At 64.3% G+C, this 19,178-nt stretch carries 18 protein-coding genes; 8 read left to right on the forward strand and 10 right to left on the reverse strand.

Annotation, left to right across the window (positions count from 1 at the left end):
• Nucleotides 1-77 precede the first annotated feature (77 nt).
• From C5N93_RS04925 to C5N93_RS04960, 8 genes are all read right to left on the reverse strand, one after another.
• Nucleotides 78-884 (reverse strand): alpha/beta hydrolase, encoded by an 807-nt coding sequence (locus C5N93_RS04925; protein ID WP_242558478.1) that lies wholly within the window; start codon nt 882-884, stop codon nt 78-80.
• Between the two features lie 198 nt (nt 885-1,082).
• Nucleotides 1,083-2,027 (reverse strand): nitronate monooxygenase, encoded by a 945-nt coding sequence (locus C5N93_RS04930; protein ID WP_242558479.1) that lies wholly within the window; start codon nt 2,025-2,027, stop codon nt 1,083-1,085.
• Between the two features lie 105 nt (nt 2,028-2,132).
• On the reverse strand, nt 2,133-2,648 hold the full coding sequence (locus C5N93_RS04935; RefSeq protein WP_069340115.1) for a MarR family winged helix-turn-helix transcriptional regulator: 516 nt from the start codon (nt 2,646-2,648) through the stop codon (nt 2,133-2,135).
• A gap of 132 nt (nt 2,649-2,780) precedes the next feature.
• A complete protein-coding gene (locus C5N93_RS04940; RefSeq protein ID WP_242558480.1) occupies nt 2,781-4,163 on the reverse strand; it encodes an MFS transporter in 1,383 nt (460 codons plus the stop codon).
• A 59-nt stretch (nt 4,164-4,222) separates the two neighbouring features.
• Entirely contained in the window at nt 4,223-5,881 is a 1,659-nt protein-coding gene (locus tag C5N93_RS04945) for an AMP-binding protein (protein ID WP_242558481.1), read from the reverse strand.
• On the reverse strand, nt 5,874-6,725 hold the full coding sequence (locus tag C5N93_RS04950; protein WP_150721976.1) for an enoyl-CoA hydratase/isomerase family protein: 852 nt from the start codon (nt 6,723-6,725) through the stop codon (nt 5,874-5,876). Before C5N93_RS04950 ends, C5N93_RS04945 begins: the two co-directional genes overlap by 8 nt.
• Nucleotides 6,726-6,752: 27 nt before the next feature.
• Nucleotides 6,753-7,934 carry a CaiB/BaiF CoA-transferase family protein gene (locus tag C5N93_RS04955; RefSeq protein WP_242558482.1) on the reverse strand — a complete coding sequence of 394 codons (1,182 nt, stop codon included), beginning with the start codon at nt 7,932-7,934 and terminating at the stop codon, nt 6,753-6,755.
• Between the two features lie 8 nt (nt 7,935-7,942).
• Nucleotides 7,943-8,716 carry an enoyl-CoA hydratase/isomerase family protein gene (locus tag C5N93_RS04960; protein WP_242558483.1) on the reverse strand — a complete coding sequence of 258 codons (774 nt, stop codon included), beginning with the start codon at nt 8,714-8,716 and terminating at the stop codon, nt 7,943-7,945.
• Between the two features lie 236 nt (nt 8,717-8,952).
• On the opposite strand from C5N93_RS04960, the gene C5N93_RS04965 reads away from it, so the two are divergent.
• The 3 genes from C5N93_RS04965 (at nt 8,953) to C5N93_RS04975 (ending at nt 11,474) form a co-directional block, all read left to right on the forward strand.
• On the forward strand, nt 8,953-9,912 hold the full coding sequence (locus tag C5N93_RS04965) for a hydroxymethylglutaryl-CoA lyase (protein WP_242558484.1): 960 nt from the start codon (nt 8,953-8,955) through the stop codon (nt 9,910-9,912).
• Entirely contained in the window at nt 9,909-10,334 is a 426-nt protein-coding gene (locus C5N93_RS04970) for a PaaI family thioesterase (RefSeq protein ID WP_242558485.1), read from the forward strand. The genes C5N93_RS04965 and C5N93_RS04970 overlap by 4 nt, the downstream gene beginning before the upstream one ends.
• A gap of 78 nt (nt 10,335-10,412) precedes the next feature.
• Nucleotides 10,413-11,474 carry a porin gene (locus tag C5N93_RS04975; RefSeq protein WP_242558486.1) on the forward strand — a complete coding sequence of 354 codons (1,062 nt, stop codon included), beginning with the start codon at nt 10,413-10,415 and terminating at the stop codon, nt 11,472-11,474.
• A gap of 65 nt (nt 11,475-11,539) precedes the next feature.
• Here the strand turns inward: C5N93_RS04975 and C5N93_RS04980 are convergent, their stop codons facing one another.
• On the reverse strand, nt 11,540-11,962 hold the full coding sequence (locus C5N93_RS04980) for a lysozyme inhibitor LprI family protein (protein WP_150721970.1): 423 nt from the start codon (nt 11,960-11,962) through the stop codon (nt 11,540-11,542).
• A 266-nt stretch (nt 11,963-12,228) separates the two neighbouring features.
• Between C5N93_RS04980 and C5N93_RS04985 the strand changes: the two genes are divergently transcribed.
• Complete coding sequence (locus tag C5N93_RS04985; RefSeq protein WP_242558487.1) at nt 12,229-12,693, forward strand: hypothetical protein; 465 nt, start codon at nt 12,229-12,231, stop codon at nt 12,691-12,693.
• Between the two features lie 47 nt (nt 12,694-12,740).
• On the opposite strand, the gene C5N93_RS04990 is transcribed toward C5N93_RS04985, so the two are convergent.
• Nucleotides 12,741-14,315, reverse strand: a complete 1,575-nt coding sequence (locus C5N93_RS04990; RefSeq protein WP_242558488.1) for a PLP-dependent aminotransferase family protein — start codon at nt 14,313-14,315, stop codon at nt 12,741-12,743.
• Between the two features lie 296 nt (nt 14,316-14,611).
• On the opposite strand from C5N93_RS04990, the gene tauA reads away from it, so the two are divergent.
• The 4 genes from tauA (at nt 14,612) to C5N93_RS05010 (ending at nt 19,143) form a co-directional block, all read left to right on the forward strand.
• Complete coding sequence (gene tauA / locus C5N93_RS04995) at nt 14,612-15,670, forward strand: taurine ABC transporter substrate-binding protein (RefSeq protein WP_242558489.1); 1,059 nt, start codon at nt 14,612-14,614, stop codon at nt 15,668-15,670.
• 79 nt (nt 15,671-15,749) lie between these two features.
• Entirely contained in the window at nt 15,750-16,568 is an 819-nt protein-coding gene (locus tag C5N93_RS05000; RefSeq protein ID WP_069340126.1) for a taurine ABC transporter ATP-binding protein, read from the forward strand.
• 133 nt (nt 16,569-16,701) lie between these two features.
• The gene (locus C5N93_RS05005; RefSeq protein WP_139133026.1) at nt 16,702-17,517 is read left to right on the forward strand and encodes an ABC transporter permease subunit; all 816 of its coding nucleotides are present in this window, start codon (nt 16,702-16,704) and stop codon (nt 17,515-17,517) included.
• Nucleotides 17,518-17,739: 222 nt separating this feature from the next.
• The gene (locus tag C5N93_RS05010) at nt 17,740-19,143 is read left to right on the forward strand and encodes an amino acid permease (protein WP_242558490.1); all 1,404 of its coding nucleotides are present in this window, start codon (nt 17,740-17,742) and stop codon (nt 19,141-19,143) included.
• Nucleotides 19,144-19,178: the final 35 nt, after the last annotated feature.

Genomic DNA, 19,178 nt, shown 5'->3' on the forward strand with positions numbered 1-19,178 from the left:
GATAGCGGCATGGCGGCCTCCAGGGCCGCCATCCGGTTGGCGGTCGACCGTCGGTCACCGCCAGCTTACTCGCAGACTTACTTGCCCGCTGCGTTCGCCGCTTCTTCGATCAGACGCGCCACGGCTTGCGGATGCGACTCGTACACCGAGTGGCTGGCGCCTTCGATCTCGACAGTGTGGGCATGGGCACGTGCAGCATACATCCGTTCCAGATCCGGGTTGATGATGCGGTCGGCCTTGGCCACCATATACCACGACGGCTTCGTCTTCCATGCCGGATCGGGGATCAGGGCGGTAAAGACCGAGGCGGCCGTCGGCATCTGCGCGTTAGCTTCGAATTCGGCCTGCGCACGCGGCAGGTCGGCGGCGAAGTCGGCCGGATAGTCCTTCGGGTTCAGGTACAGGTAGTTGTCCGGCGTCTTCACGACCGCTTTGGTCAGATTCGGAAACTTCTTGCCGTTGCTGGCTTCGGTTTCGCCCACATCCAGCGCGTGCGCAGCGATGTACACCAGCGCCTTGACGTGTTCGTCATTTCCCGCTTCGGTGATGATCGCTCCGCCGTAGCTGTGGCCCACCAGCACTGCCGGGCCGTCCAGACCGTCGAGCACGCGCTTGGTGGCGGTCACGTCTTCCTGGAACGACGTCAGCGGCTCCTGCACCAGCGTGACGTGATAGCCGTCCTTGACCAGCAGGTCGTAGACCGGACGCCAGCCGGCACCGCCGACGAACGCGCCGTGCACCAGCACGATGTTCTTGATCGGGCCGGTAGCCGCCGGGGCGGCATGCGCGGACAGGGCGGGGAAGACGGCAGCAGCGGCGGCGGCAAACAGCGCGCCGGCAGTAGCAGTACGCGCAGCGATAGCGCGCAGTTGGCGAGTGGGCATGTGAGCTCCTTGAGTTGACTTCGTGACTTCGTTCATCCGAATACGGACGTTGCGGTGAACAACGTGAAGCCAGTCTAAGGAGCGGGGGACGTCAGAGAACTGACGCAGAAATTACAAAAAAATGACGAAATCGACGACCGGCGGCAATCCGTGCGCGGACGTCGTCCATGCCGGCGTTGGTGGCCGAGGCCGAGCGGGTCAGCCCGCGAGCCGGTGCGCTGCGCTCTCGCATTCCGCCACGAGCCGGGCCATGACGTCCGCCGCACCGGGCAGGTCGCCGATCAGCCCGGCCGATTGGCCGAGTTCCACCTTGCCCCAGTCGGTGTCGCCGTCGAGCGCCGCCTGCTTGAGCGAGCTGGATTTGAAGAGTGTGTCGTACGCCGCATCGTCCGGCTCGTTTTTGTCGGCAAGCAGCACGCGTTCGGCGAAGCGGTTGCGTGTCATGCGCACCGGCAACCCTCGCACGCCGACGAGCGTCGTACCGTCGATGTCGGTATCGAGCACGGCACGCTTGTAATTCTCGTGCACGCCTGCCTCGCGGGTGGCCAGAAAGCGTGTACCGAGTTGCACGGCGTCCGCACCCAGCGCGAGCAACGCCGCAACGCCATAGCCATCCGCAACACCGCCTCCGGCGATGATCGGCAGATCGAACTCGACGACGGCTCGGCGCACGGCCACGAGCGTGCTCACGCCATTGACCGGCGGATGTCCACCCGCCTCCGCACCGACCACCACGAGAGCATCGACACCGGCGTCCGCCGCCTTGCGCGCATGCGGCATCGTCGAGACCACGTGTATCCAGCGAACGCCACGCGACTGGAAGCGCGCAAGATGCGCCTTCGGACCGCCCTGCGACGCGATCACGACGGGCACGCCTTCTTCCTCGATGACATCGAGAAACTGCTCGGCCTGCGGCCGGTACAAGGGGATGTTGACGGCATACGCGCCTTGGGTCGCCGCCTTCACCTCGCGCACGGTGTCGCGGAAGGCATCGAGATACATCGGCCCGGCCGCAATCACGCCCAGACCGCCGGCATTGGACACGGCAATCGGCAACGCCGCGTTGGACGACGCCCAGCTCATCCCGGCCTGGATGATGGGATATTTGATATTCAACAGCCGAGTGAGGCGGGTCTGAAGCATGAAAATTCCCTCGAAATACCGCGCAGACGCGCATTGACGATGCTCGTCAATCTAAGGGACATATGATTCAATGTCAAACAATTTACCGCGCAAAATCCAACAACGTTACAGGTCTTCGCCAGCCTCTTCCCGCTCTTGATCCAGCATGATCCTCGCCTGATACGTGAGCTTGTCAAGTATCTTTGGCAATGCATCGCGCTCCGCGCGCGTCAGCACGGACAACAGCCGGTCGTTGAGTTCTTCGGCAACGGGAAAGACTTGTTTGACGAGATCGCGGCCGGTCGCCGTGAGCGAGATCACGACGCCGCGCGCATCGGCGCTGTCGGTGCTGCGCTGGAGAATGCCCCGCGCTTCGAGCGCACTGACCGTGCGGCTCATCAGCCCGCGATCGAACTGCGCCTGCTCGGCAAGGCGATTGAGCGACATGCCCGCGCTGCTGTGGAGCAGCGCGATGGAACGCCATTCGTTGAGCGTCAGGCCGAAGTTGCGCTCATAGACGCTCGACGACCCCTTCGTGTAGATGTTCGTCAGTTGACGCAGTTGAAACGACGTGAGCTGCCGCAAGTCGGACGGTGCGGCGCTCGCCGGTTCTGGCGAGCGCGAAGGGTTAGGCTTGGGCATGTGTCGGGCGGGCCGGAACGGTGGAATGGAATGGCGTCATGCTATCGCCTCGCCAATGCCCGGTCAAACCCGCGAACACCCCGAAACCAGCCCCGAACCACCCTACCGACGCGAGCGGTTCACAACGCCGTTTCAGGACCGAGAAGCCCCCTTGGGCAATAACCGCGCTGGAATGCCGACAAGCAATAGCACGCTGCCGAACAACACGAAGCAGCCCGCGACCTGCAATCCCAGCGGCAGGCTACCCGTCGTCGTTTTCACGTAACCGATCACACTCGGCCCGACCAGCCCGCCCAGCGCCCCGATACTGCTCACGACGGCAATCCCGGCCGCGGCGCTGGCGGGCGCCAGGTACGTCGACGGAATCGTCCAGAACACCGACAGACTCGACAGGTGTCCGGCCGTCGCAATTGCGAGCAGCAGTACGGCGAGTCCAAGGTTGTGCGACAGATACGGCATCACCATCAGGCTGACGGCCGCGAACATCAGCGGCACGGCAGCATGCCAGCGACGCTCGCGATGGCGGTCCGAATGACGACTGACGATCAGCATCGACACGATGCCGACCACCGGCGGCACCGCCGAGAGCAGCCCCACGTGGAACGGATCCTTCACACCGGTGGACTGGATCACCAGCGGCGCATAGAACGCGATGGTGCTGGCCAGCACATACGCACAGAACGACACGAGTCCCGCGACGTAGACACGCCAGTCGCGCAGCGCCGCCAGCGTGCCGCCGTGGCCACCGCCATGACTATGACCACCCTTGCTCGCCTTCTGACGGCGCTCCTCGCCGAGCACGCTCGTGAGCCGCGCCTTCTCGTCTGCACTCAGCCACTTCGCCGACTCGGGCCTGTCTTCAAGCGCGAAGAAGACAACGACGCCCAACACGATAGCAGGCAGCCCTTCGAGCAGGAACATCCACTGCCAGCCGGCCAGTCCGTGAATCTCATGAAAGCTGCGCATGATCCAGCCCGACGTGGGCGCACCGATCATCGTCGCAATCGGAATGGCGACGAACGACAACGCAGTCACGCGCGCCCGCCGCTCCGCAGGGAACCAGTAGCTGAGATACAGGATCAGGCCGGGGAAGAAACCCGCCTCGGCCGCGCCGAGCAGCATGCGGGCGACATAGAACTCCGTGGGCGTGCGCACGAACATCATGGCGCAGGACACCGCGCCCCAGAGCGTCATGATGCGCAGCAGCGTCTTGCGTGCGCCCATGCGGGCGAGCATCAGATTGCTCGGCACCTCGAAGAGCAGAAAGCCGACGAAGAACAGCCCGGCGCCAATGCCGTAGACGAGATCGCTGAAGTGCAGATCCGCCTTGAACTGGATCTGCGCGATGCCGATGTTCGCGCGGTCGATGTAGTTGATGATGTAGCACACGAACAGCAATGGCAGCGTGCGCCAGGCGATCTTGCGATAGGTCGATTCCTCGACCACCGTTGCACTCGCCGCAGGCGCGGGTGTGCCGCCGAACGGCTGTGACGCCGTCGTCGTATGTGAAGTCATGTCTCCTCCAATCTTGATTTTTTGATGAGGTCCGACCCTAGTGCGACGCCTTCACCGCATCACGACAGGCCGAACTCCCGTATCGCGTAGTCGCGCAGCTTGTTTTTCTGCACTTTCGAGCTTCCCGTCATGCCGATGCCATCGAACGAATCGACGAACCGCAGATACCTCGGCACCTTGAAATTCGCAGCGCGCGCACGACACCAGTCGATGAGCGCCTCGCTTGTGACGTCTGCCCCGGGGCGCAGCACCACGAACGCCGCCGGCACTTCGCCAAGACGCGCATCGGGCACGCCGACGACCTGTGCGAGTTGCACGGCGGGATGCGTGAACAGCGTCTCTTCCACCTCGGCGGGCGCCACGTTCTCGCCGCCGACGCGGAACACGTCCTTCAGTCGGCCGATCATGCGCATGCGCCCTTCGCCGTCGATCACGCCGAGGTCGCCCGTGCGCAGCCAGCCGTCGTCACTGAACGCCTGCGCGGTCTCCTTCGGCTTGTTGTAGTAGCCCTTCATCACGCTCCAGCCGCGCACCTGAATCTCGCCCGGCTCGTTCGCCCCCAGCACGTCGCCCGTCTCCGGCGACACCGTGCGGATCTCGATGCCCGGATGCGGACTCGCCCAGCCGCCCACACGCAATGCCAGCGGGTCGCGCCAGTCGCCCAGCACCACGTTGGGCGACGCTTCCGATTGCCCGTAAGCGCCGACCATGTGCGGCACACCCATCACGTCGTGAATCTTCTGCATGATCTCGGGTCCGGCCGCCGCCCAGCCGCCGCGCAGATGAATGCGCTCGCGACGGAATTCGGGGTGCCCCATCATCATCAGGAAAATCGTGTCGTTGCCGGACGTGAGCGTGCAGCGCTCCTCATCGAGAATGGTCAGCACCTTCGCCACGTCGAACGACGGCACCGACAACAGACAGGCGCCGGTGACCAGCGAGACGAGCAGCGACATCGTCGTGCCCGCGACGTGGAAGAACGGACGCACACTGAAGTAGCGATCATCGGCGCGCACGCCGATGCGCAACGCCGAAGCGGCCGCATTCGTGAGCATGTTGCGATGTCGCAGCAACACGCCCTTCGGGAACGACGTCGTGCCCGAGGTGTACTGAATCAGCAGAATGTCCTCCGGTGACACCGCCGCCGCGCGACGCGCCACTTCCGCGCGAAGCTCGGCGGTGTCGGGCAAATCGTCGAAATGCTCGACGGCCTGCGGCAGGCCGCGCGACCGGTCGCCGACCATCACCGCGCGCCGCAACAACGGGAGAAAATCGCCAGGCAATGCGGCATCGAAAGCCGGTTCGACGCTGCGCAGCAACGCCGTGTAATCGATGTTGAGGAACGTGTCGGTGTAGAACAGCACGCGCACGTCGCCCTGACTCAGGCAGTAATTCAGTTCGTCCGACTTGAAGCGCGTATTGACGGGGACCGCCACCGCGCCAATCGATGCGGCGGCATAGAACAGCACCACCCAGCTCACCGAGTTGCCCATCAGAATGCCGACGTGCTCGCCGTGTTGCACCCCGAGATGCACCATGCGTGCGGCCGCCTGCTCGACGCGCGCCGCCAGCGTTCGGTAGTCGATCCGCTCACCGTCGATCACCAGCGCTTCGGCCGTAGGCGTCTCACGCACACGCGCGGCGAGAATCGCGGGCAGCGTTACCGGCCCCTCCAACCCGAACTGGCTGGCATAGACTTCGTGGCCCATTTCACGCATGGCGGCCTCCCTGCTTCGTCACGCTCGCGGCGGCATCTACGCCATTGGCCGCGTGATTCACGTCGTTGCTCGTCCCACTGCCGAAACGCGCGATCTTGCTGCCCCAGTCGGGGCTTTGCAGCAGCGTGTCGATGGCCAGCATCTCGATGGCGAGCGCACCGGCCGGATCGGTTTCCACGCCCCGGTCGATACAGTCTTTCGTCAGTCGCATGGCGAGCGCCGGTGCAGCGGCGATGGTCTGCGCCATGGCCCGCACGGCGTCCAGCGCGTCATCGGCCGGCACGATGCGCGACACCAATCCTGCCTCGCGCGCCTCCTGCGCCGAGAGCGTGCGGCCCGTGAATGCCATGTCCTTCGCGAGACGCTTGCCCACCGCGCGCGGCATGCGTTGCGTCGCACCTACGGTCCCCCAAAGCGCTTCAGGCGTACGGAACGCCGCGTTGTCCGTCGCGACGATGAAGTCGCACGCCATGGCGATCTCGCCGCCCGAGCCGATGGCCGGGCCTTCGACCAATGCGATGCACGGCTTGCCGATCTGCTCGATGGCGTCATAAGCGGCGAACGCCTTGATGCGACGCGCACGCACATCGTCGAGACTCATGCCCTGACGCTCCTTGAGATCCGCCCCTGCGCAGAACACCGGCCCGTTGGCGCGCACGATCACGCAGCGCACCGAATCGTCGCCACGCAACGCCTGAACGACCGTGCGCAATTCGTCGCACATCACGGCATTGAGCGCATTGCGCTGTTGCGGCCGGTTGAGCACGATCTCGACGACAGCGCCCTCGGCACCCTCCGTGCCTTCGGCGCCGCGCAAGACTTCCAATGTCTCCCAATCTTTCATGCTTGTTAGCTTCCTGTTCAATCGTATTCAGATGGCGCCATCGCGACGCAGCGCCGCGATCTGCTCCGGCGTGTAGCCGAGTCCTGCGAGCACGGGATCGGTGTGCTCGCCCAGCAGCGGCGGACGCCCCACTTCCGGATCAGCGAAGCCGTCGAACTTGAACGGCACCGGCAGCGCGCCGAATTTTCCGACCGACGGGTGCTCGAACTCGCTCACCATGCCGCGAGCCAGCACGTGGGGATCCGCAAGTACTTCGTCGACATGCTGAATCGGACCGGCGGGCACACCGGCGGCGTCACATGCGTCGCACAGTTCGCGACGGGTCCTGCGAGAGATCGCCGCCGTCAGCGCCGCCATCAGGCGATCGCGATGCTCCACACGGCCGGCGTTGGTCGCGAGCGTGGCGTCGGCGGCCAGTGCGTCGAGTCCGAGCAATTCACACAGCGGCAGCCAGTGCTGATCGCTGCACGTGATATGGACGTAAGCCCCGTCGCTGCACGCGAACGCGGCCGACGGCACACGGCCCGGATGCTCCGTGCCCAGACGCGGCGGCACCTCGCCCAGCGCGAAGTAGCGTCCGGCGGCGAGCGTGAGCAGACTGACCTGACCGTCGAGCATCGAGAAATCGACGTGACACCCGGCGCCGGTCTGCGTGCGCCCTTGCAAGGCGCTGAGAATGGCAATCGCGATCCACAATCCCGACGACAGGTCGGCAATCGGCAACCCGGGCTTCACCGGACCGCCGCCGCGCTCGCCCGTCAGGCTCATCAGCCCGCCCATCGCCTGAAAGACGGTGTCGTAACCTTTGCGTTTCGCATACGGACCTGTCTGGCCGAAGCCGGTGCAGGAGACGTAAATGAGCTTCGGATTGGCTTCACGCAGCGCCGTCTGATCGAGGCCGTAGCGCTTGAGCGTGCCGACGGGGAAGTTCTCCAGCAGCACGTCGGCGCGCGAGGCGAGATCGCGAATGATCGCGCGGCCCGCGTCCGTCTTCATGTTCGCCGTGACGGACTGCTTGCTGCGGTTGCAGGCGAAGTAATACGCCGACTCGTCGCCGACTTTCGGCTCGAACGTGCGGGTTTCGTCCCCGCTGCCCGGCTGCTCGATCTTGATGACCGTGGCACCCAGTTCCGCGAGGATCATGTCTGCGAAGGGGCATGCCAGCACGCGCGCCAGTTCGAGAATCGTCACGCCGGCGAGCGGCTTCATCGTCGCGCTCATGACGGACGCACGCGCTTGGGAAAGCTGCGCATCATCATGTTCGTGTCGAGCGAGACGTCGAACGCCTGCGTCAGCGGCAAATCGGCCACGCGATGGAACAGGCGCTTGGTCGCGGTCATGGAGACGGGATCGTAGTCGGCCAGACGGGCGGCCAGCGCGACGGCGTCGTCGACCAGCGTGGCATCGGGGCTCACACGATTGGCAAGACCCAGCGCCAATGCGCGCGACGCGTCGACGGTATCGCCCGTCGAGACCAGCTCGAATGCCGTCTTGCGTCCTACCTGACGCACCAGATTCGCCATCACGATTGCGGCCACGATGCCGTGCTTCAGTTCGGGATAGCCCAGCTTGAGGCTCTCGCCCACGACCAGCAGGTCGCACGCGAGCGCCAGCCCTGCGCCGCCGCCCATCGCATAGCCCTGCGCGGCGCCGACCACCGGCGTGCCGATCTCGGCGAACGCGCGGTGCAGCGATGTCGTGAGATGCGCACGCTTGAGCGCCGCCTGTGCGGCGTCGGCATCCGAGCCACCCGCAACGAAGCCGCCGAACTCCTTGACGTCGGCCCCCGCACAGAAGCTCTGCCCCGCACCAGCCAGCACGATGGCGTTCACGCCGGGATCGGCGTCGGCCTCGCGCAGCGCGGCCAGCAAGGCATGGGTCAGTTCGTTGTTCAGCGCGTTGCGCTTGTCGGGGCGGTTCATGGTGATCACGCGCACAGCGCCGCGATCTTCAACGCGCAGGGAGTCGGGAAGCGTCAGGGTTCGGGACATCGGGTTCATCAACCTTGGGTAAGACGGGTATGGCGGCTAGCCTAATCCAACAAATGTGACGTCGTCAAACAAAATTATTGACGCAGCGTTTCTCACACGGCGAAAAACCTCAATAAACATAAATAATTACGGTAAACCCTGTGTCGCACGGCCCACAATTTATTTGACATTGCATCACATTAAATGATTTGATGCGTGCCATCCGAACTCATTTTTGGCGCGCTGCGCCGTTCGTCATGTCCGAATTGACCCTGTGCGAATGTTTTGCCCGCGACGGCCTGCAACACGAGACCGCATTCCTCGCCACCGATACCAAGCGCGATCTGATCGACCGGTTCGCACGCGCCGGCTTCCGCCGCGTGGAGGCGACGTCTTACTCCAACCCGGCCGTCGTGCCGCAGTTCGCCGACGCCAGCGCCCTGCTCGCCGTGCTGCCGCGCGTCGATGGCGTCTACTACAAGGCGACGTGCGCCAACACGCGCGCCGTCGAGCGTGCGCTGGTCGATCTGGATGCGGGCATCGGCGTCAATGAAATCAGCCTGCTGGTGTCGGCCAGCGACTCGCATTCGACGCGCAACCTGAAGCAGTCGCGCGCCGATCAGTGGTTGCGCATCGAGGCGATGGCAAAGGCTGCGCAAGGCCGTTTCCGTCTGGTTGGCACCATTTCGGTCGCCTTCGGATGTCCGTTCGAAGGGGCCATCGATCCCGCGCGCGTGCTTCAGGACGTGGAGCGATTCGCCTCGCTCGGCGTGCAATACATCACGCTCGGCGACACCATCGGCGTGGCGACGCAGGCATCGACGAAGGCCCTGTTCTCGCAGATGCTGGCGTCCTTCCCCGACGTCCACGCCATCGCGCATTTTCACGACACCCGTGGCACCGGCATCGTCAATTACCTCGCTGCACTGGAAGCGGGCGTGAGCCACTTCGATGTCGCGTTCGGGGGCACCGGCGGCCATCCGGCGAAGGTGCAGTACGGCGGCGGCGTGACCGGCAATGTCTGCACGGAAGACTTCGTGAACGTGTTGGAGACGATGGGCGTCGATACAGGTATCGATCTGGCCGCCATGATGACCGCGTCACAAGCGTGCGAAACCGCGCTCGGGCGTCAGCTCGCCAGCCGGGTCGCACGCACCGGCCTGAATCCGATGCTGAGCGCGAGCACGTCTGCGGCCGCAGCCACCGCAGCCCAATGACGCAACTCACGTCCCCCGTGCCCGCCGGCGCGCTGCGTATCGAATCGCAGTTCTGCCTCGATCAGGGCTTCACGCTGCTGGAATCGGGCGACGGCACGGCCGTCCTCGCGTGCGATGTGCTCGACCGGCATACCAACCGCCACGGCAACGCGCACGGCGGCCTGATCGCCACGCTGCTCGACACGGCGATGGGCATGGCGACGCGCGCGAGCGGCACGGTCGACAACCTCGGCACCGCCAGCCTCACGATCAACTACCTGCGCCCGGCACGCGGACGCATCACGGCGCATGCAAGGGTGCGCCGTAGCGGCCGCTCGCTCGCGTTCTGCGAAGCCGAGGTGCTCGACGCGGACGACCGCCTGCTGGCCACCGCCAGCGCCGTCTTCGCCGTGGCCCCGCACGGGGCATCGCCACCGGCCTGATTCACCGCATCCCCTGGCAATACCAGCAACACCAGCAATACCCGCGACATCCAAAAATACACATCGGAGACACCCGTCATGCTTTTCGCAACACGACGCCGCATCACGTACGCGGCGGCCTGCCTTTCCTGCACAACGCCTCTGCTGCTCGCGTCCACCAGCGCGCACGCCGAAGTCACGCTGTACGGCCTCATCGACACGGCCATTCGCTACGAGACCAACGCCAGCGCCAGCGACGGCAAGCTGTTCAGCGCCTCGCAAGGTTCGTTCACCGGCTCGCGCTGGGGGATCAAGGGCACCGAGCAACTCGCCCCCGATCTGGAAACGTTCTTCGTGCTGGAGAGCGGCTTCAGTCTGGATGACGGCACGTCGTTGCAGGGCACCAAGAGCGCCGGCTTCGGGCAGGCGTCGTCGAACGGTGCGGGTCGACTGTTCGGCCGTCAGGCGTTCGTGGGCGTGCGCGGCAGTTATGGCGCGTTGTCGATCGGGCGTCAGTACAGCGTGGGCTACACGGCGATGGGTGCGGCGCAGATCTTCAACAACCCGAACCTCGACACGCTGATCGTGGCCAGCAACTACGTCGGCAGCCGTCTCGACAACACGGTGAAGTACACCCTCGATGCGGGCGGCTTTTCGCTGGGTACGGCCTACACCTTCGGCAATGCCGCGAGCGATACGCATGCGAATTCGGGCGTGGGGGTGACGGCGGGATATACGGCGGGCGGGGTGAACGGCACCCTGGTTTATCAGCGCCTGACGTCGGCGGACGGCACGCAGTCGCGCAACACGTTCGGCTTTTCGACGGGCGCAGCGTTCGGCGCATGGAAAGCCACGGCCGGCTATCTGCATAGCCAGTTGACGGAGGTCGAGACGCGCAACAACGTCATGCTGCTCGGCCTGAGCTATAACCCGCTACCGGCGCTCACACTGGGCGTGGGCGGCTTCGTCGACTGGCAGGCGCAGCCGGGCGGAAAGCGTACCGCCGTCTATGGCATGGCGGATTACCAACTGAGCAAGCGCACGGACGTCTATCTGGAAGTCGACCACAACAACATCAGCGGCAAGTACACGCTGATTGCCTCACAGGGCACCTACGGCAGCAAGATGGGGGTCTCGCTGGGGTTGCGTCATACGTTCTGAGGCAGCGCACGGCAGGGGGCATCGGTGGATGAATGCCCGCTGCCGGGCGCGACGCATGAGTCAGATCACGGACGGGTGCAGGACAGGTCGCCTTCTTCGCAGTTGTTCATCCTGTCCAGACGTTTGGTCTGCGCCTTCGTCAATTCGTCGAAGCAGGTGGTGATCACGAGCGGATGAATGCTGCCGCCGTCCGAGCCCATCGTCTCGAACGTACACTGCGCGTCGCGCCACGCGATCCACGCCCGCTGCGACTTTTGCAGTGCGGCCTTGCCCTCCGGACTCAGCTTCTTGTTCAGCGTCTGAAAGGCGTCGTTTAGCTTCTTGTCGGAGGCCTTGTAGGCGTCCATCGCGCACTTGTTCATCGTCGCCTGATCCTGCGGGTCGTTGCAGGCTGAAGCGGAAGTTACTGACGTGGCGGACGGTGCAGCGTGGGCCGCAGCGCCGATCATCAATACAGCGGCGGCGGCCGCCCAGCGAATGGCTTTCATGTGTCTCCCGGTAGTCGGATGCTCTTGAGCGAGGGCTTCATGCTATCCGAACCAGCCTTACTAAGGCGCAGGAATCCCGTGCGTTCCGACACCCGGCGATAACGTGCCGCGATGAATTTTCCGCACCGGCAGGTTTCCGTCCACGAGCCCCGATTTCGCAACGCGCACCCCGCCCGACACGAAAGGCATTGACGCGCGACACGTGAACCTCTACTGTCCCGGGAAACGAACACCCCCTTTATCGTTAGGATAACTGACATATCCCTATGAAAATCGATAGTGGTATCACGCACACGCTCACGGGTCGCCAACAGACGAGCACCGGCAACGGGCGGACCGACATCGGATCATTTCAGGCCGTGCTGGCGGAAAAAACGCAGCAAACCGGCGACGCGACCGGCGCACAGCAAAGCACGCGCCAGATCGACTTCCACGACATGACGCGTCAACAGATGCGCGATTGGGTCAACGGCCAGATTCGCAGCGGCCAGATGTCGCTCGACGATAGCTCGCCGTTCATGGCGATGACGATGAAGGTGCCGGTCGACGGCAGCCCTGAAATTCCGGCGGACCGCGATCCCGAACGCATCGATTTCGCGGATCGGGCACGTCAGGGCATCGCCGGGGCGCTCGCCCTGAACGACCCCGAAAATGCGAAGCGTCTGCAACAGGCGCTGGACATCATGACGCGCCTGCAAGGTCAGACGGTCGGCATCTCGACGCGCGCCTGATGCATGCCTGATGCGCGGCGGCCCCGGCACCCGCCGGGACCGGCAGGTTACTCCGCCGCAGGCGCCGCCTCTGCCATCGTCTCGCGCAGCACTTCCGCGAGCGCGACGACTCCCGCTTCGATGTGCTCCAGCCGAATGGACGAAAAGCCCAGCCGGAACATGTTGCGCGGGGGCGCATCCCCCATGAAGAACACGTCGCCCGGCTCGATCAGGATGCCGCGCGACTTCGCCCTCGCCGCCAGCACGTTCGCATTGAGCTGCGCAGGCCCCTGCACCCAGCACGACGCACCGCCCTTCACGCGCACGAACGACACTTCCGGCAAGTGGGTTTCGAGCGCCGCGCTCAACACTTCGGCGCGCTTGGCGTAGGTGTCGGCCAGACGCCGCAGCAGCGCATCGTGATGACCCAGCGCGAGAAACATCGAGAACGAACGCTGAATGAATGCCGACGGGTGACGAATCATTAGCCGCCGCAGCGCGCGCAGCTCGTTCACCAGCGCCGCCGGCGCGACGATATATCCCAGCCGCAATCCCGGCGCGAAGGACTTCGACAGGCTGCCGATATAGATCACCCGATCGCTGCGATCCAGACTCTTCAACGCCGGAATCGGAATGTCCGAATAGCTGTTCTCGCTTTCGTAATCGTCTTCGATGAGCACGAAATCGTCGGCTTCGGCACGACGCAGCAACGCCTCACGATGGGCCAGCGGCATCGTCGTCGTGGTCGGACATTGATGTGACGGGGTGACGTACACGTAATCGCATTGCGACAACCGGTCGTCCACGGGCAGGCCGTGTTCGTCGACCGGCAGGCCGATCAGCTTCGGCGTGCGCATCGCGAAGATGTTGCGCGCATCCGGATAGCCCGGATCTTCGATGCCGACGGTCGTGCGCGCACCGACCAGCAGATCGGCCAGCAGATACAACGCCTGCTGCGCGCCGTTGGTGAGCACGATTTCGTCGGCGTCGGCCCACACGCCGCGACGCGGCAGCACGCGCGTGCGAATCTGCTGAATCAGCGTCTCGTCGTCGCGCGCGATCATGTCCGGCGCCCAGTCGCGAATCTCCATGACGGTCAGCGCCTTGTGGCAGCACTCGCGCCAGTCCGCCGTCGGAAACATCGTCGGATCGAACTGCCCGTAAATGAACGGGTACTGGTATTGCTGCCAGTCGATCGGCTTGACGATGTTGCGCTGTGCCGACGGACGCACGACGTATCGCCCCTCCCAGTCCGGCGTGGACGGGTCCAGCGGCGCGATGGTGCCAGCCGCGTCGTCATCGGTCGGCGCCTGCGCTGCGCCACGGCCATCACGCGCCGACGCGCTTTGCGACCCGACGCGCGGCGCAAGGATATCGCCATTGACGAAGTAGCCGCGCCGCTCGCGCGCGATCAGATACCCCTCGTCCACCAGTTGCTGATACGCCAGCACCACCGTGTTGCGCGCCACGCCCAACCCCTCGGCCAGTTCGCGCGACGACGGCACCGCAGCACCGCGCATCAGACGCTCATCCAGAATCGCCGACACCAGCATCTGGCGAATCTGGCTCTGCAAACTCATGCCCGCTCGCGCCGACACCGAGAACAACTGGTTCCACATCGCCGCAGAAATCCGGCTCGACATCGCGTCCCCTTTCTTATGTCACTTCCAGAACGTCAATTATTACTCATGAGACGGTGACGTTTATTCCGAATTGGGGTTTATCCGCAGACGCGAGAAAAAGGGCCGAATGCCAGCATCCATGCGCCTTGGCGGGCGATTTCGCCGTAACTGGACCAGTTGGCATCATCAAATGCGGCCAACTGGCTCTAACGAACAAAAAAGTGCGCGGCAATGATGCAGTCACTTGACGCCGATTTGTCATAGCGGATGCGTCAACCCGAGTGTTCCACCGAAAACTTTCCGATTAGAGGTGAACCATGACTGGACTTCCGAACCGGCTGCGACGGGTGTTCGCTGCCACGGCGTTGGCGGCAGCCGCGCTTCCCGCGACGCTCATGCTCGGCTTGACGCTGCCTGGGACAGCCCAGGCGCAGGAGAAGGAGGTGACGATCGCGTATCAGCAGATCGTCGATCCGTGGCTGGTCGCCATCGCGAGCGGCGACTTCGAGAAAGCGACGGGCTACAAGATCCACTGGCGCCAGTTCGAATCGGGCGCGAAGGTCGCCACCGCACTCGCCTCCGGCGACATCAAGATCGGCGTGCTCGGTTCCAGCCCGATGGCGGCCGCCGTCTCGCAGGGGCTGGATCTGCAACTGTTCTGGATTCTCGACGACATCAACCAGGCCGAAGCGATGGTCGTGCGCAATGCATCGAACATCAAGACGCCTGCCGATCTGAAGGGCAAGAAGATCGGCGTGCCGTTCGTCTCGACGACGCACTACCACACGATGTTCGCGCTGCAACAGTGGGGCATCAAGCCGACCGAAGTGCAGGTGCTCAACATGCAGCCGAACCAGATCGTCGCCGCGTGGGAGCGGGGTGACATCGACGCCGCCTACGTGTGGGATCCGGCGCTCGCCCAGATCAAGCAAAGCGGACACGTGCTCATCACGTCCGGCGAGCTGTCGAAGCAAGGCAAGCCGACCTTCGACGGGATTGCCGTCGACCGCAAATGGGGCGAAGCGAATGCCGACTTCATGGCGAAGTTCGTCAAGGTGATCGCCGACGCCGATGCGGCCTATCGCCAGAATCAGGCGGCATGGACGCCCGCATCCCCGCAGGTGAAGTCCATCGTGAAGACCATCGGCGGCAAACCGGAAGACGTGCCCGGCGCGCTCTCGCTCTACGCCTATCCGTCCGCGCAGCAGCAGGCGTCGGCCGAGTGGCTGGGCGGCGGCAAGGACAGCCGTGCGGCCAAGGCGCTCAAGGACACCGCCGAGTTTCTGAAGAGTCAGCAGAAGATCAACGCCGTCAAGGCGGACTACACGCCGTATGTCACGGCGCGCTATGTCGACGCCGCACTCAAGTTGAAGTAAGCCGCACCGGGGCCGTCATGCCGGCAGGTCCGGCGCGGCGGTCCCTCCCCGATCGCTGGATCTGCTGGAGAAGGGCTTCATGGAACAACTCATCGTCAACGACGTCAGCGTCGTGTATCCCGGCCGGCGCCCCGGCGAGCAGGTGCAGGCGCTCGCCCATGTCGATCTGACCATCGCGCCCGGCGACTTCGTGGTGGCGCTCGGCGCCTCGGGTTGCGGCAAGACCACGCTCCTCAGTCTGATGGCGGGCTTCATCGCGCCGACGTCCGGCGAATTGCTGCTCGGCGACTCGCCCATCGAAGGCCCCGGCGCCGACCGTGGCGTGGTGTTCCAGAAGCACGCCCTGCTGCCGTGGCTGAGCGTGATGGAGAACACCGAGTTCGGACTCAAGCTTCAAGGCGTGCCCAAGACCGAGCGCCGCGCCCGTGCCGCGCGCAATCTGGCGCTCGTCGGCTTGCAGGACTTTCACCATCACATGATCTATCAGCTCTCGGGCGGCATGCAGCAGCGCGTGGGGATCGCTCGCGCACTGACCTGCAATCCGTCGATGCTGCTCATGGACGAACCGATGGCCGCACTCGACGCGCTCACGCGAGAGACCATCCAGGAGTTGTTGCTCGACGTCTGGCGCGAAACGCAGAAGATGATCTTCTTCATCACGCATAGCGTAGAGGAAGCGCTGTTCCTCGCCAGTCGCCTGATCGTGATGTCACCCCGCCCGGGACGCATCACGCACACCTACGAACTCGACTTCAACAAGCGCTACCTCGAATCCCGCGATGCGCGCGCCATCAAGTCGAGCCCTGATTTCATCGCCATGCGCGAAACCGTGCTCAGCATCATCTACGGCGACGAGCGTGCCGGGCAGACGACGTCTGCCGGCGCGGTCGCCGCCTGAGCGACGCGGGAGACGAGCCATCATGATGACCAAACCCGTCACCAATCCTCACGCGCACGCCGCCACGCCCTCCGCCTCGAACGGCATGGCGCGTGCCGCCAGTTCACCGCGCAAGCGCGGCCTGTTCGCGCGCATGTTCGCACCGCGCCCCGTCAAGGCCGGCGAGTCGTTCGGCGCACCCGGCCAGGGGCCCAGCTTCGCGATCAGTGTCGTGACCGTCTTCGCGCTGCTGTTGCTGTGGGTTGCGATCACGTCGTCCGGCATGATCAAGCCGCTGTTCCTGCCGGGACCGCGCGCCATCGTCGAAAAATTCATTCAGGTCTCGACGGAGGGCTTCGCCGGATCGACGTTGTGGCAGCACACGCTCGCCAGCCTCTATCGCGTGTTCGGCGCCTTTGCACTCGCGTGTATCACGGCGATTCCGGTCGGCATCCTGATGGGCGTCTCGCGCATCGGACGCGGCGTCTTCGATCCACCCATCGAGTTCTACCGTCCGCTGCCGCCGCTGGCCTATCTGCCGCTCGTGATCATCTGGTTCGGCATCGGCGAGTTCTCGAAAGTCTTCCTGATCTATCTGGCGATCTTCGCACCGCTGGCCATCGCGGCACGGGCGGGGGTTCGTTCGGTCTCGCTGGAACAGATTCATGCCGCGTATTCGATGGGCGCGTCGCCGCGTCAGATCGTCATGCACGTGATCGTCAAATCGGCGCTGCCGGAAATCTTCACGGGCATGCGTATTGGTATTGGTGTGGGCTGGACCACGCTGGTGGCTGCCGAAATGGTGGCGGCATCGAGCGGTCTCGGGTTCATGGTGCTCAACGCGGCGGAATTCCTCGCGTCGGACATCGTGATCATGGGGATCATCGTGATCGGCTTCTTCGCGTTCGGATTCGATCTGATCATGCGCTATCTAGAACGTGTGCTGGTGCCCTGGAAAGGCAAAGTCTGACAAGGCATACCGTAGACAGGAATCAGACGGCAACAAGACGTAAGCGGTCACGTTGGTCATCACAAGAAAGACGCAGGGCGGCGCCCCCGATTCGCCGCACCTGCCGTCGAACAAGGCATTCAGGAGGTTGTGTGGCAGTTGAGACATTCATCGGCAGTTCCCCCCTCGTTGCAGTCCTCGCAGTCTTTCCCCGCATCGTCGCGCCGCTCACGGGAGGTCGCCATGGCCAATCGTGACACCGGAACGCATCTGCAATCGAGCCTCAAACAACGTCATATGAGCATGATCGCGCTGGGCGGCGTGATCGGCGCAGGACTCTTCGTGGGCAGCGGCGTGGTGGTGCATGCCGCCGGTCCGGCTGCCGTGCTGTCGTTCCTGATCACCGGAGCGCTAGTGGTGCTTGTCATGCGCATGCTCGGCGAGATGGCGTGCGCGCTGCCCGCCGTCGGCTCGTTCTACGAGTACGCGAGACTCGCGTGGAACGACAAGCCCATAGGCGGCGAACTGGCCGGCTTTCTGACAGGCTGGATGTACTGGTATTTCTGGGTGATCGTGGTCGCGGTCGAAGCCGTGGCCGGGGCCAATCTGATTCAGTTCTGGTTGCCGGACATTCCCGCGTGGACCATCAGCCTCGTGCTGCTCGTGGTGCTCACGCTGACCAATCTGGTGTCGGTGGCGTCGTACGGCGAGTTCGAGTTCTGGTTCGCGTCGATCAAAGTCGCGGCCATCGTCGTCTTCCTGTTCCTCGGCGCACTGTTCGTGTTCGGCATGTGGCCGGGCGCGGTGGCGAGCACCGGACATCTGCTCTCGCATGGCGGTTTTATGCCTAACGGCGTCGGGCCGGTGATGGCCGGCGCAGTCGCAGCCACAGGCTTCTACTTCGGGGCAGAGATCGTGACGATTGCCGCCGCCGAAGCCGCCGAACCGCAGCAGGCGGTGGCACGCGCCACGAACTCCGTGATCGGACGCGTGCTGTTCTTCTACATCGGTTCGATCCTGCTCGTGGTGATGCTCGTGCCCTGGAACTCGACCGGCATGGCGACGCCGTATGTCAGTGCGCTCGAAGCGATGCACATCCCTGCGGCTGCGCACATCATGAACGCCGTCGTGCTCACCGCCGTGCTCTCCGCGCTGAACTCCGGTTTGTATGCGTCGTCGCGAATGCTGTTTGCGCTCACGCGCCGGGGCGATGCGCCGCGTTCGCTGGCAAAACTCAACGCTCGGGGCGTGCCGGTTCGTGCGATTCTCGTCGGCACGCTGTTTGGTTACGCGGCCGTGGTCATGTCGTACGTCTCACCGGATACGGTGTTTGCCTTTCTCGTGAACTCGTACGGGACCGTGGCGATCTTCGTCTACGTGCTAATCGCCTTCTCGCAACTCAAGCTGCGCAAGCGTCTGGAACGCGAGGCGCCGGGCAAGCTCAAGATAAGAATGTGGGGGTACCCCTACCTGACCTGGGTCGCCATCATCGGCATGTTGTCCATCGTCGGCGCCATGGCCTTCATCCCCGATCAACGCACGCCCCTGGCGCTCGGTGTCGCGAGTCTGACGGTCCTGCTGGTTGCCTTCACCGTGCGGTCGATATGGCGCAAGCTGCGCTCCCCGGATCCGGAGTTCGATCTCTGATCGGGGTTGCGGTGGGCGACGCGCAATGCTGTCGC

Origin of the sequence: Pandoraea sp. LA3 (genome assembly GCF_022696215.1) — a bacterium.
GTDB classification, from domain to species: Bacteria; Pseudomonadota; Gammaproteobacteria; order Burkholderiales; family Burkholderiaceae; genus Pandoraea; species Pandoraea capi.

Coding starts and splice junctions, on each gene's coding strand:
- C5N93_RS04975 (WP_242558486.1), top strand. CDS start 10,413: ATGCTTTTCGCAACACGACGCCGCATCACGTACGCGGCGGCCTGCCTT.
- C5N93_RS04980 (WP_150721970.1), bottom strand. CDS start 11,962: ATGAAAGCCATTCGCTGGGCGGCCGCCGCCGCTGTATTGATGATCGGC.
- C5N93_RS04985 (WP_242558487.1), top strand. CDS start 12,229: ATGAAAATCGATAGTGGTATCACGCACACGCTCACGGGTCGCCAACAG.
- C5N93_RS05000 (WP_069340126.1), top strand. CDS start 15,750: ATGGAACAACTCATCGTCAACGACGTCAGCGTCGTGTATCCCGGCCGG.
- C5N93_RS04940 (WP_242558480.1), bottom strand. CDS start 4,163: ATGACTTCACATACGACGACGGCGTCACAGCCGTTCGGCGGCACACCC.
- C5N93_RS04955 (WP_242558482.1), bottom strand. CDS start 7,934: ATGAAGCCGCTCGCCGGCGTGACGATTCTCGAACTGGCGCGCGTGCTG.
- C5N93_RS04925 (WP_242558478.1), bottom strand. CDS start 884: ATGCCCACTCGCCAACTGCGCGCTATCGCTGCGCGTACTGCTACTGCC.
- C5N93_RS05010 (WP_242558490.1), top strand. CDS start 17,740: ATGGCCAATCGTGACACCGGAACGCATCTGCAATCGAGCCTCAAACAA.
- C5N93_RS04970 (WP_242558485.1), top strand. CDS start 9,909: ATGACGCAACTCACGTCCCCCGTGCCCGCCGGCGCGCTGCGTATCGAA.
- tauA (WP_242558489.1), top strand. CDS start 14,612: ATGACTGGACTTCCGAACCGGCTGCGACGGGTGTTCGCTGCCACGGCG.
- C5N93_RS04990 (WP_242558488.1), bottom strand. CDS start 14,315: ATGTCGAGCCGGATTTCTGCGGCGATGTGGAACCAGTTGTTCTCGGTG.
- C5N93_RS04945 (WP_242558481.1), bottom strand. CDS start 5,881: ATGCGTGAAATGGGCCACGAAGTCTATGCCAGCCAGTTCGGGTTGGAG.
- C5N93_RS04930 (WP_242558479.1), bottom strand. CDS start 2,027: ATGCTTCAGACCCGCCTCACTCGGCTGTTGAATATCAAATATCCCATC.
- C5N93_RS05005 (WP_139133026.1), top strand. CDS start 16,702: ATGTTCGCACCGCGCCCCGTCAAGGCCGGCGAGTCGTTCGGCGCACCC.
- C5N93_RS04935 (WP_069340115.1), bottom strand. CDS start 2,648: ATGCCCAAGCCTAACCCTTCGCGCTCGCCAGAACCGGCGAGCGCCGCA.
- C5N93_RS04960 (WP_242558483.1), bottom strand. CDS start 8,716: ATGTCCCGAACCCTGACGCTTCCCGACTCCCTGCGCGTTGAAGATCGC.
- C5N93_RS04950 (WP_150721976.1), bottom strand. CDS start 6,725: ATGAAAGATTGGGAGACATTGGAAGTCTTGCGCGGCGCCGAAGGCACG.
- C5N93_RS04965 (WP_242558484.1), top strand. CDS start 8,953: ATGTCCGAATTGACCCTGTGCGAATGTTTTGCCCGCGACGGCCTGCAA.